Annotated in this window: 14 protein-coding genes; all 14 read left to right on the top strand. The window is 39.5% G+C overall.

Going from position 1 to position 12,744, the window contains the following annotated elements; all coding sequences use genetic code 11:
- Nucleotides 1-61 precede the first annotated feature (61 nt).
- The 14 genes from JQM81_RS00395 to hisB all read left to right on the top strand — a co-directional run bounded on the left by JQM81_RS00395 (nt 62) and on the right by hisB (nt 12,733).
- Nucleotides 62-250, top strand: a complete 189-nt coding sequence (locus tag JQM81_RS00395) for a hypothetical protein (RefSeq protein WP_235231497.1) — start codon at nt 62-64, stop codon at nt 248-250.
- 206 nt (nt 251-456) lie between these two features.
- Nucleotides 457-1,170, top strand: coding sequence for a M23 family metallopeptidase (locus JQM81_RS00390; protein WP_235231496.1), 714 nt, complete (start codon nt 457-459; stop codon nt 1,168-1,170).
- 57 nt (nt 1,171-1,227) lie between these two features.
- The gene (locus JQM81_RS00385) at nt 1,228-2,607 is read left to right on the top strand and encodes an RsmF rRNA methyltransferase first C-terminal domain-containing protein (RefSeq protein WP_235231495.1); all 1,380 of its coding nucleotides are present in this window, start codon (nt 1,228-1,230) and stop codon (nt 2,605-2,607) included.
- Entirely contained in the window at nt 2,607-3,323 is a 717-nt protein-coding gene (locus tag JQM81_RS00380) for a pseudouridine synthase (RefSeq protein ID WP_235231494.1), read from the top strand. Before JQM81_RS00385 ends, JQM81_RS00380 begins: the two co-directional genes overlap by 1 nt.
- A 1-nt stretch (nt 3,324) precedes the next feature.
- Nucleotides 3,325-3,993, top strand: coding sequence for an HAD family hydrolase (locus JQM81_RS00375; RefSeq protein ID WP_235231554.1), 669 nt, complete (start codon nt 3,325-3,327; stop codon nt 3,991-3,993).
- A gap of 2 nt (nt 3,994-3,995) precedes the next feature.
- A complete protein-coding gene (locus JQM81_RS00370) occupies nt 3,996-5,891 on the top strand; it encodes a YgiQ family radical SAM protein (RefSeq protein ID WP_235231493.1) in 1,896 nt (631 codons plus the stop codon).
- 18 nt (nt 5,892-5,909) lie between these two features.
- Nucleotides 5,910-6,689 (top strand): SDR family NAD(P)-dependent oxidoreductase, encoded by a 780-nt coding sequence (locus tag JQM81_RS00365; protein WP_235231492.1) that lies wholly within the window; start codon nt 5,910-5,912, stop codon nt 6,687-6,689.
- Between the two features lie 18 nt (nt 6,690-6,707).
- Nucleotides 6,708-7,283, top strand: coding sequence for a hypothetical protein (locus tag JQM81_RS00360; protein ID WP_235231491.1), 576 nt, complete (start codon nt 6,708-6,710; stop codon nt 7,281-7,283).
- 26 nt (nt 7,284-7,309) lie between these two features.
- On the top strand, nt 7,310-8,314 hold the full coding sequence (locus JQM81_RS00355) for an RluA family pseudouridine synthase (RefSeq protein WP_235231490.1): 1,005 nt from the start codon (nt 7,310-7,312) through the stop codon (nt 8,312-8,314).
- The gene (locus JQM81_RS00350; protein WP_235231489.1) at nt 8,272-8,820 is read left to right on the top strand and encodes a Holliday junction resolvase RecU; all 549 of its coding nucleotides are present in this window, start codon (nt 8,272-8,274) and stop codon (nt 8,818-8,820) included. The genes JQM81_RS00355 and JQM81_RS00350 overlap by 43 nt, the downstream gene beginning before the upstream one ends.
- A gap of 79 nt (nt 8,821-8,899) precedes the next feature.
- Nucleotides 8,900-10,153 (top strand): ATP phosphoribosyltransferase regulatory subunit, encoded by a 1,254-nt coding sequence (gene hisZ / locus JQM81_RS00345; protein WP_235231488.1) that lies wholly within the window; start codon nt 8,900-8,902, stop codon nt 10,151-10,153.
- A gap of 7 nt (nt 10,154-10,160) precedes the next feature.
- The gene (gene hisG, locus JQM81_RS00340) at nt 10,161-10,802 is read left to right on the top strand and encodes an ATP phosphoribosyltransferase (protein ID WP_235231487.1); all 642 of its coding nucleotides are present in this window, start codon (nt 10,161-10,163) and stop codon (nt 10,800-10,802) included.
- A 24-nt stretch (nt 10,803-10,826) separates the two neighbouring features.
- Nucleotides 10,827-12,116: a histidinol dehydrogenase gene (gene hisD / locus JQM81_RS00335; protein ID WP_235231486.1), complete on the top strand. Its 1,290-nt coding sequence runs from the start codon at nt 10,827-10,829 to the stop codon at nt 12,114-12,116.
- 29 nt (nt 12,117-12,145) lie between these two features.
- The gene (gene hisB, locus JQM81_RS00330) at nt 12,146-12,733 is read left to right on the top strand and encodes an imidazoleglycerol-phosphate dehydratase HisB (RefSeq protein ID WP_235231485.1); all 588 of its coding nucleotides are present in this window, start codon (nt 12,146-12,148) and stop codon (nt 12,731-12,733) included.
- Nucleotides 12,734-12,744: the final 11 nt, after the last annotated feature.

The following is a 12,744-nucleotide window of genomic DNA, read 5'->3' as shown; positions in this document are numbered from 1 at the left end:
AATCGCAAATGCACCATATGAGGATACATGGAAGAATCTGCACATAAAAGGAGCTGTGAAGTTGGCGATCCAGTCGATAGCCGGAGTACGAAGCAACAGATTAGACAGTATGATAAAAGGAAGAAGTGTAGGAAGTACTGTATTAAACCACAGAAGAATCCCAGAGCTTGCCCCTTGGAATACACCTTGTGGAAAAATTAGCATGGAAAGAAACAGAAGAAGGACGGATAGTGTAGACAGAAAACGTTGAATTGACATATTGGGACACCGGAAAATTGCTTTTGTTTTATTCTATGGAGTGCATAGATGTTTTATGAAGAAAGATTCGCTATAAGGAATAATGAATTCTCAAAAACTGTAAATAAAAGATTTTTATATTTTAAAATTTTATAGGACCGGTTCCCTGGTGAATAGGGGACTGGTCCTGTTCATATAGTGATTAAAAAGAGTTTTTTTATGAAAAAGAAAAAAACACGAAAAATTATAGTTCTATTGTTTTTGCTCTCTCTTTTTACTGTGTTGGAAACAGGTCGTCTTATGGAAATGGGAAAGTATTATGGTCTACAAAAGAAAACAATCAAAGATACAGAATATCGAAGGGATTTTTTTTCGTCATCTATGAGAGAAAAAGAAGAGCTTTTATCGGATGAGTGTATAACATTACTCCAAAATGTGGAAAAAGAAGTGAGTTATTTTCCAATTCCCGAATCGACTGTGGATAAGTCACTGAAAACATCCTATACAGACAGCTGGATGATGGAGCGTAAATACAAAGGAACAACTGGACATGAAGGGACCGATATTATGGCATCGATCAATGAAAGGGGAATCTATCCAGTAGTGAGTATGACGGATGGAACTGTCACAAACTTGGGATGGCTTGAAAAAGGAGGATATCGAATTGGCATAACATCAGAGAGTGGTACTTATTATTACTACGCCCACCTGGACTCTTATGCCGGGATTTCAGAAGGAGAACAAGTGATAGCAGGGGAACTGTTGGGATATATGGGAGATTCTGGATATGGCCCGGAAGGTACAAAAGGCAAATTCGCTGTACATCTTCATGTAGGAATCTATTCATATAAGGACGGGGAAGAGATTAGTGTGAATCCATATTACGTTTTGCGTTCTTTGGAAAATAAGAAATTAAAGTATGCTTATTTCTAGAGTTATACGAAAGAATATGTTATACTAAACTATGTATGTAAATATGGAGGAAGAATAATGAATCTGCCTAGTGTGTTTGAAGAAAAGATGAAAGAACTCTTGGGTGAAGAGTTTGATGAATATATTGCCTGCTATGATGAGCCAAGATACTATGGTCTTCGTGTCAATACGGGAAAGATCTCTGTAGAAGAATTTCAAAAAATATGTCCGTTTGAGATTACACCGATTCCGTGGATAGAGAATGGATTTTATTATGACGGGGACCGGATATCTCCTGCCAAGCATCCGTATTATTTTGCTGGATTATATTATCTGCAAGAGCCAAGTGCAATGACACCGGCCAATCGGCTCCCTGTTGAGCCAGGGGACAGAGTTTTGGATGTCTGTGCAGCACCTGGAGGCAAGGCTACAGAATTAGGAGCAAAGCTTCAGGGACAAGGAGTACTTGTCGCGAATGATATCAGTAGCTCCAGAGCGAAAGGCCTTTTGAAAAATATTGAAGTTTTTGGAATTGGAAATGTATTGGTATTGAGCGAGGAACCGGGAAGGCTGGAAGATTATTTCGTAGAATATTTTGATAAAATCCTTATAGATGCTCCGTGTTCTGGAGAAGGAATGTTCCGCAAGGATAAAAAAATGGTAAAAGCCTGGGAAGAACATGGACCAGAATTCTTTAGTAATATTCAGAAAAGTATTATCCTTCAGGCTGCAAGAATGCTAAAACCAGGGGGAATGATGCTCTATTCGACCTGTACGTTCGATAGCCGTGAGAATGAAAGAATTATTGAACAGTTGCTTGAAAAATATCCAGAGTTTCGGATTTTGGATGTTTTACCATACGAAGGATTCTGCCAGGGAATGCCACAGTTTACAGAAGGAAAGATAGAAGATATTAAAAGAACTGTGCGAATTTTTCCTCACAAAATGAAAGGTGAGGGACATTATGTAGCTCTTTTGCAAAGGGGAGACTCATTGCGGGAAAAAGAATTAAAATTAAAAAAGAAGAATGCCAAAAGAATTCCTGAGGATCTGGAAAAGTTTATGAAAGATGTCTTTTGGGAGTTGGATAGCTCACGCCTGGATATTCATGGAGAACGAATCTACTATATGCCGGAAGATCTTCCGGATGTTCGAGGAATTCGTTTTTTACGAACAGGATTGTTGCTCGGGGAGTTGAAAAAAAATCGTTTTGAACCAAGTCAGGCTTTTGCTATGTGCCTGAAAAAAGAAGAGTATGCGCATTGCATTGATCTGGCGGCGCAAGATTGCAGAGTTGCGAGGTATTTAAAGGGAGAAACAGTGGACGTCGAAGATCTGACGGGAACCAGTAAAAAGGGATGGCAGCTTGTATGTGTGGATGGTTATCCGCTTGGATGGGGAAAGCTTACAAATGGAACTCTTAAAAATAAATATTTGCCGGGATGGAGGCTGTGTTGATGATTCGTTTGGATAAGTATATGGCGGATATGGGGGTCGGGACACGCCAGGAAGTAAAAAAATATATTCGTCAGGGAAGAGTGGCTGTAAATGGGAACACTATAAAATCGCCGGAATTAAAAGTGGATGAAACAAAAGACTGTGTTACCCTTGAAAAAGAAGAAATTTCCTATGCTGTTTTCGAATACTATATGTTGAATAAACCGGCTGGGGTCATCTCTGCGACTGAAGATGGGAAGGATAAGACGGTCGTTGAACTGATTCGGGGAAAAAAGAGAAAGGATCTTTTCCCTGTTGGAAGATTGGATAAAGATACAGAGGGACTGATGCTGATCACGAATGATGGGCAGTTATCTCATCGTTTGTTGTCTCCTAAAAAACATGTAGATAAAATCTATTTCGCGAAAGTTTCGGGGAAAGTGACACTGGATGATGTAGAGGCGTTTGCCAGAGGAGTGAATATCGGAACTTGTGAAAAAGAAGAGTGGACAAGACCGGGAAAATTGGAAATACTGAAAAGTGGCGAAGAATCGGAGATATTATTAACGATACAGGAAGGTAAGTACCATCAGGTGAAGCGTATGTTTCAAGCTGTGGGAAAAGAGGTTATCTATCTTAGACGAGAAAGTATGGGACGGCTTCAGCTAGATGAAAACCTAAAACCAGGAGAATATCGGCCGCTTACGGAGAAGGAGTTGGAAGAGATTGCCTACTAAGATGCTTAGAGATGTTGATGCAATTATATTTGATTTAGATGGAACATTGGTAGATTCTATGTGGATCTGGCCATCTATTGATGATGATTATCTGGCAAAATATCATTTGACAAAGCCTGAAAATTTCCATGAAGACATGGAAGGAAAGAGTTATATTGAAGTGGCCCAGTTTTTTCTGGATACATACCCACAGCTGAATTGTACACGAGAGCAGGTTATGGATGAATGGATGGATATGGCGCATGATAAATATATGACACAAGTATTTCTGAAAGAAGGTGTCTATGAATTTATTCTGGAGATGCGAAACCTTGGGAAAAAAATTGGCATTGCCACGAGTAATGATAAAGGGCTTGCAGATGATACACTGGAAGCTTTGAATGTGGCAGAACTGTTTGATGTGGTTCGAAGTGCCTGTGAAGTTTCAGCCGGGAAGCCATCTCCCGATGTATACCTTAGGGTTGCTCAGGAATTAGGTGTAGATCCAAAGCGGTGCCTGGTCTTTGAAGATGTTCCAATGGGAATTCTGGCAGGAAAAAATGCTGGGATGAAAGTATGCGCTGTGGATGATGATTTTTCAAGACCACAAGAAGCAAAAAAACGAGAACTTGCAGATTATTATATATTTAGTTTTGATGAAATAAAAAAAGAAACTTATGAGGTGCTTTAAGAATGGAAAAAGGTTTTTTGCCTATTTGCAGACAGGATATGGAAGCTCGTGGCTGGAAGCAGGTAGATTTCGTCTATGTATCTGGAGATGCATATGTGGATCATCCATCGTTTGGCCATGCAATTATTACACGTGTTCTGGAGGCACATGGATTCAAGATAGGAATCATTGCTCAGCCGGATTGGAAGGATAAATCCAGCATTATGGAATATGGTGAGCCTAGATTAGGATTCCTTGTTTCTGCCGGTAATATGGATTCTATGGTGAATCATTATTCGGTATCCAAGAAACGTAGAAAAACAGATGCATTTACCCCTGGCGGCGTTATGGGAAAGAGGCCCGATTATGCTGCGGTTGTTTATAGTAATCTGATTCGCCAGGTATATAAGAAGACACCGATTATTTTGGGAGGAATTGAAGCAAGCTTAAGACGTCTGGCACATTATGACTACTGGTCTGATCGCTTAAAAAGGTCGGTGCTTTTGGATTCGGGTGCGGACTTGGTGTCTTATGGAATGGGAGAACGATCTATTGTAGAGATTGCTGAGGCGTTGGATAGTGGAATTGATGTCAAAGATATTACATTTATTCCAGGAACTGTTTATAAAGCTAAGAATCTGGATAGTGTATATGATGCGATTACACTTCCTTGTTTTGAAGATTTAAAAGCGGACAAGCTGAACTATGCCCGAAGTTTTTATACACAGTATTGTAATACGGATCCTTTCGTGGGAAAACGTCTGGTAGAGCCTTATGAAGAGCATCTCTATGTGGTTCAGAATCCGCCGGCCAGACCATTGAGCCAGGCAGAAATGGACAGAATTTACAGTTACCCCTATATGCGTACTTACCATCCCTCTTACGAAGCGATGGGAGGGGTTCCGGCAATCTCAGAAGTGAAGTTTAGCCTAATCAGCAATCGTGGATGCTTTGGCGGCTGCAATTTCTGTGCATTGACCTTTCATCAGGGAAGAATTCTGCAGACAAGGAGTCACGAATCACTGCTGGCTGAAGCGAGACAGTTTATCTGGGATAAGGATTTTAAAGGCTATATACACGATGTAGGGGGACCTACAGCGAACTTTCGATATCCTTCTTGTGAAAAGCAGTTGACTCGAGGAGTATGTAAGGAAAAGCAGTGCTTGTTCCCACGTCCATGTCGGAACCTGAAAGCGGATCATCAGGATTATATTCAATTACTAAGAAAATTAAGAGAACTGCCAAATGTTAAAAAAGTATTTATTCGTTCGGGAATTCGATTTGATTATGTGATGGCAGATAAAGATGATACATTTTTTCGAGAATTGTGTGAATTTCATGTAAGTGGACAGTTAAAAGTTGCACCGGAACATGTGTCGGATGCAGTTCTTCAGAAGATGGGAAAACCTGAAAACAGCGTTTATCAGGCTTTTGTAAAAAAATATAAAAAGATTAATCAAGAAATTCACAAAGAACAGTATCTGGTGCCGTATCTGATGTCTTCGCATCCGGGTTCAACGATGAAGGAAGCAATTGAATTAGCAGAATATCTGAGAGATCTTGGGTATATGCCAGAACAGGTGCAGGATTTTTATCCGACTCCGTCGACGATATCTACATGTATGTATTATACGGGCGTGGATCCACGAGATATGAAACCTGTCTACGTGCCGAAAAATCCTCATGAAAAGGCGATGCAGAGAGCCCTTATTCAGTATCGTAATCCAAAGAATTATGATTTGGTACTGGAAGCTTTGAAAAAAGCAGGAAGAATGGATCTGGTCGGGTATGACAAGCATTGCCTGATACGTCCAAGACATTCTGATTTTATTCCGAATCAAAAGAATGACAGGAATCAAAAAGGCAAGCCGAAAAAGAAAAAAGCAATTCGCAATGTTCACAAAAAGAAAACAAAATAATAACAGAGATACAAGGAGATGATTGCAGTGAGAATCGCAATTATAACAGGCGCCTCCTCTGGAATGGGAAGAGAGTTTGCCTGCCAGATTTCGAGATTATATAAGAATCTGGATGAATTATGGGTAGTAGCTAGGAGAACCGAACGTTTAAAAGAGCTTCAGGAACAATTGACGTTTCCAGTCAGAACATTTGACGGCGATCTTCAAAGAGAATATATATTTGAACGAGTGGAAAGAGAATTGGACCGCCATCAGGCAGATATCCGTATGCTTGTGAATGCGGCAGGATATGGTAAGATGGGAAGCTTTGCCAAGGTTGATATAAAAGAACAAAGTGGAATGATTGATTTGAATTGTAAAGCGTTGACAAAAATGATCCAAATCTGTCTGCCCTATTTTTCGAAGGGAAGCAGAATTCTTAATATCGCATCTGCGGCTGCTTTTGCTCCGCAGCCTGGATTTGCTGTTTATGCGGCTTCGAAATCGTATGTGTACAGTTTGTCGCTGGCGTTGAGAACGGAACTGAAAAGTAGGGGCATTTTTGTAACAGCCGTATGTCCGGGACCTGTTGATACAGAATTTTTTGAACGCTCAGGATCTTTGCCAAATTCCTTTAAATCATCTGTGAAAGTGTCTTCTAAAGAAGTGGTAAAACTTGCACTCACGGATTCCGTGAGGAAAAAACCTGTATCTGTCTATGGATACGCAATGAAGAGCGCAAGGGGATTGACGAAACTGCTGCCATATACATGGATAACTGATATTATGGGAGCTGCAAACAAAATAAGTGAAATATAGCAGGGAGTGTACCAAAAGATGAAAATTGAAAAAGGGCATCCGGGATATATCAAAGCACAAAAAACAAAATATCTGATTTGGTCTATTCTAGAATTTGGAATTGTAATTGCAATTTTTGTACTTGGATATGTACAGACAAAAACACGTTTGAATTTATTTACGGTAATTGCGGTTGTAGGCTGCCTTCCGGCAGCAAAGATGTTAGTTGAGTTTATTACAATGGCACCGCATAAGAGTATTGAACCGGAAAAATATCAGGAAATTCATGAGAAAGCTAATCTTCTCACACAAGTTTATGATATGGTCATCACAAGCAGTGAAAAAGTAATGCCGGTTGATGCAATCGTAATCTCAGACCATATAGTATGTGGTTACACGAGTAGCCCTAAGACGGATGAAACAGCACTTGCAAAGCATATCAAAAATATTTTAAAGAATCATCGATATGATAAGATGACGGTGAAAATATTTCATGATTATGTTGCGTTTTTATCGCGGGCAGAGGGAATGAATAATATTGCGGCGGTCGATCAGCCGAACTCAAGGAAGAAAGAACGAGAAATTAAGAATATTATCTTAAATATTTCTATGTAATGTAAGTGTTTCTAAAAAGGACTACTATGAAAGAGATTGTAATAAAACCTAATGAAGCTGGACAAAGACTGGATAAACTATTGAAAAAATACTTAAGTGAGGCACCAGGCAGTTTCATATATAAGATGCTTCGAAAGAAAAATATTGTGCTGAATGGTAAGAAAGCAACGGGAAATGAAAAATTGTCTGTTGGAGACAGTGTGAAGTTATTTTTGGCTGATGAAACAATTCAAAAGTTTTCTTCTCCAGTCCAAAATTCTTCTGTCAATAGAATAGAATCTGTTCCTTTGGATATTGTATATGAAGACAAACAGATACTGCTAATCAATAAGCCTTCTGGTATGTTGTCACAAAGGGCTGAAAAGAGTGATGTTTCTGTAGTAGAATATGTGATATCATATCTTATTAATAAGAAAGAAATCAGCGAAGAGGATCTGAAGACATTCAGGCCTTCTATTTGTAATCGACTGGATCGCAATACCAGCGGATTGATTGTGGCTGGAAAGACACTCATTTGTCTACAGACCATAGGACATCTTTTGAAAGAAAGAACATTGAAAAAGTATTATCTGTGCATTGTAAAAGGAAGAATTCTAAAGCCCAGGCATATTTATGGATATATTCAAAAAGATGAGAGAACGAATAAAGTAACGGTAAGTAAGTCTGGTGATGTTCCGATTGAGACAGAATATGTTCCGATTGCCTGGAATGATTCGATGACATTGCTGCGTGTTCATCTGATTACCGGAAAAACTCATCAGATCCGTGCTCATCTTGCATCTGAAGGACACCCACTTTTGGGAGATTACAAGTATGGAGATTGTGTCTGGAATGATTCTTTTCGGAAAAAGTATAAGGTTACATCTCAGCTGCTGCATGCATATCAGCTTGAATTTCCAGAGCTGACATCTCCGTTTGAAGATGTTTCGAGAAAAACTTATACAGCGAAAGTACCGACAGAATTTTGGAAAGTAATAAAGGAGACAGCATGGCAACATGGAACTCAAGAGGCCTTAGAGGTTCAACATTAGAAGAGATGGTCAATCGGACCAATGAATGGTATCTGGAAAAAGGACTGGCGTTGATGCAGAAGATTCCGACACCAATTACGCCGGTAAAAATGGATAAGGAACATCGTCATATTACGTTGGCATATTTTGATCAGAGAAGTACGATTGATTATATTGGAGCAGTTCAAGGCATCCCTGTGTGTTTTGACGCAAAGGAATGTGTGGCGGATACATTTCCACTGCAGAATATTCATGAGCATCAGATTCAGTTCATGATTAATTTTGAAAAACAGGATGGAATTGCTTTTATATTAATCTATTATTCAGCGAAAAATATTTTATATTATATGCGCCTTGAAGAATTGTTGGTGTTCTGGAAGAGGGCAAAAGAAGGCGGCAGAAAAAGTTTTCGCTTGGAAGAGTTGGATGACCGGTTTTTTATGGAATTTCATCATGGATGTTACGTCCCTTATCTCGACGCAATAAACTTAGATTTGGAACTGAGAGAGGAACTTGACAAAGAGTAGGAAAATGCTTATAATTCAATAAGGTTTTTAACGTGGTAGCATGTTAAAGTGGAAAGATTACAATGATTTTGGAGGAAATATGAAAAAAGTATTGCATACTCCGGAAGGAGTCAGAGATATATACAATGTAGAATGTGGAAAAAGACTTGCGCTGGAAGGACGTCTTAAAAAGGTATTTCACCTCTACGGATACCATGATATCCAGCCACCGACATTTGAATATTTTGATGTGTTTGGAAAAGAGATTGGTACTATTCCATCCAAAGATTTATATAAGTTTTTTGATAAAGACGGGAATACACTTGCACTGCGTCCGGATATCACTCCGTCCATCGCACGTGCAGTTGCAACCTTATTCAAAGAAGAAGAATTGCCGATTCGTCTTTGTTATACCGGAAACACGTTTGTAAACCATTCTAATTATCAGGGCCGTCTGCGTGAGACAACTCAGATGGGTGCTGAGTTAATGGGAGATGATTCTGTTGAGGCAGATGCTGAGATGCTTGCACTGGTCATTGAATCTCTGCTTACGATAGGATTAAAAGAATTTCAGTTAAATGTGGGAAATGTAGACTTCTTTCAGAGCCTGATAGAAGATGCCTGCCTGGATGAAGAAGCAGAAGAGCGTGTCAGAGAATTGATCAATAATCGTAATTACTTTGGAGTAGAAGAATTTCTTGAGAGTATCCAGGTGAAGAGAAGTTCTAAAGAGGCGTTCGCTGCACTAAACGAGTTGGTCGGTGGCGTAGATATTCTCGTTCATGCTAAAAATATTGCACCGAATTCAAAAGGTGTAATGGCAATTCGCCGCCTGGAAAAGATCTATGATACATTAAAGCTATACGGGGTAGAAAAGTTCGTGAACTTTGATTTGAGTATGACAGGTACGTATGGATATTATACAGGCATTATTTTCCGGGGATATACATTCGGAACAGGAGATGCGATTGTAAAAGGTGGACGATATGATCATTTGATTGAAAAGTTCGGCAAGCAATCTCCGTCTATAGGTTTTGCTATTGTACTGGATGAATTGATGAATGCTTTGACTCGCCTGAAAATTCGCATTGTATATACCAGAAAGAATACAATGATCGTATACGATGAAGGAAAACAGAGAGAGGCTATTGCCCTCGCAAAAGATTTCCGAAGAAAGGCAAAGAATGCAGAACTTATTAAGAAAGACAAAGGAAAGCTATTAGAAGATTATGTAGCATATGGAAAAGAATATTATGCCGGCAATCTGATTTACATCAAGAAATCAGGGGAAATTACCATGATTAATCTGGTGACTGGTGAGCATAAGATTGTGAATAGTACAGATAGGAGTTAGTGACAACATGAGATACCTTACATTTGCTTTGGGAAAAGGACGTCTGGCAAAACAGACACTGGAATTATTTGAAAAGATTGGAATTACCTGTGAGGAAATGAAAGATAAAGATTCAAGAAAATTAATCTTTACAAACGAAGAATTAAAACTTCGATTCTTTCTTGCAAAGGGTCCTGATGTTCCTACTTATGTAGAGTATGGTGCAGCTGATATCGGAGTTGTAGGAAAAGATACCATCCTTGAGGAGGGGCGTAAGGTCCACGAGGTGCTTGATCTTGGATATGGAAAGTGCAGAATGTGTGTCTGTGGTTATAAGGATGCAGCACCATTACTTCAACATCATGAGTTGATTCGCGTTGCGACGAAATATCCGAACATTGCTAAGGACTATTTCTATAATACCAAGCATCAGACGGTAGAAATCATTAAGTTAAATGGTTCTATTGAGCTTGCTCCGATTGTAGGATTGTCAGAAGTAATTGTAGATATTGTTGAGACTGGGTCTACCTTGAAGGAAAATGGTCTGGAAGTATTAGAAGAAGTATGTCCTCTGTCTGCAAGAATGATCGTGAATCCAGTGAGCATGCGTATGGAAAGCGACAGAATTAAGTCACTTCTTACAAAGCTTCGTACACAGATACAGATATAGATAATATAGAAAGGATGCGATTGTATGAGAATACAACATTTGGATAAAGATACGAGACAGAATCTTTTGGAAGATCTTTTAAAGAGAAGTCCTAATAATTATGGGCAGTATGAACAGGGAGTCGCTGAGATCTTAGAACGCGTGAAAACAGAAAAAGACCAGGCACTTTTTGATTATACGAAGAAGTTTGATCAAGCAATTATATCTGCTGAGAATATCCGGGTTACAGAAGAAGAGATTCAGGAGGCATATGATCTGGCAGATCCGGCATTGGTCGAAATTATCCGAAAGGCACTGCATAATATTAAGACTTATCATGAGAAGCAGAGACAATACAGTTGGTTTGACAGTAAACCAGATGGGACGATGCTTGGACAGAAGGTAACACCATTACATAGAGTTGGCGTGTATGTGCCGGGCGGGAAAGCTGTGTATCCGTCTTCTGTATTGATGAATATTGTTCCGGCAAAGGTAGCCGGTGTGGATGAAATTATTATGGTGACACCTCCGGGAAGGGATGGTAAAGTTACGCCGAATACTCTGATTGCGGCCTGCGAGGCAGGTGCAGATGCGATCTACAAAGTAGGAGGAGCGCAGGCAATCGGAGCATTAGCCTATGGTACGGAAAGTATTCCAAAAGTAGATAAGATTGTGGGACCTGGCAATATATATGTAGCGTTGGCGAAGAAAGCAGTTTATGGTCATGTCAGTATTGATGCCATTGCAGGACCAAGTGAGATTCTCGTTATTGCAGATGATACGGCCAATCCCAGATATGTTGCAGCGGATCTGCTGTCGCAGGCAGAACATGATGAATTAGCATCTGCAATTCTGGTAACGACAAGCGAAGAATTGGCACAAAAGGTATCGGACGAAGTGGATGAATTCGTAAAAGTATTATCCCGAAAAGAAATTATACAGAAGTCTTTGGATAATTATGGATATATCCTTGTGGCAGATACCATGGAAGAAGTGATTGAGATTGCAAATGATATTGCGTCAGAACATTTGGAGATTCAGACAAAGAATCCTTATGATGTGATGACAAAAATCCGCAATGCCGGAGCGATTTTTATAGGCGAATATTCCAGTGAGCCTCTGGGAGATTATTTTGCTGGACCAAACCATGTCCTTCCTACGAATGGAACTGCAAAATTTTTCTCTCCATTATCAGTGGATGATTTTATCAAAAAATCAAGCATTATTGCATATTCAAGAGAAGCGCTGGAAGAGATCCATGAAGATATTGAGAATTTTGCAAAAGCAGAGCAATTAACTGCGCATGCAAATTCCATCAAGGTTCGTTTTGAATAAGAACAGAGATAAAATAGGAGGCGCGTAATATGGAGCGGACAGCCAGTTGTACAAGAAAAACAAAAGAAACAGATATTATGATAACATTCAATCTGGATGGCACCGGAAAAACAGATATTGATACAGGGGTTGGCTTTTTGAATCATATGCTGGATGGATTTGCCAGACATGGATTATTTGACTTAACTGTAAAGGTAAAAGGTGATCTCGAGGTGGACTGCCATCATACTATTGAAGATACTGGGATTGTGTTAGGACAGGCAATAATGGAAGCAATTGGCGATAAAGTCGGAATTAGGCGTTATGGTCATTTTATCCTTCCAATGGACGAGACCTTGGCATTGTGTGCCGTAGACTTGTCGGGAAGACCATATCTAAGATTTGATTCTGAATTTACGGTCGATTGCATTGGAGATATGGATACTGAAATGATAAAGGAATTCTTTTATGCAGTATCTTATAGTGCCATGATGAATATTCATCTTCGTATTTTAGATGGCGAGAACAATCATCACAAGGCAGAAGCACTGTTTAAAAGTTTCGGAAAAGCTCTGGACATGGCAACGATGGATGAGCCGAGAATACAGGAAGCATGGACAACAAAAGGAAGCCTATAAAAGGAGAAGAT

The sequence above is a fragment of the Faecalicatena contorta genome, from assembly GCF_021531895.1.
Classification (GTDB): Bacteria; Bacillota; Clostridia; order Lachnospirales; family Lachnospiraceae; genus JAFBIX01.
The sequence above is the reverse complement of the archived record's forward strand: the minus strand, read 5'-3'. Positions and strand labels throughout refer to the sequence as shown.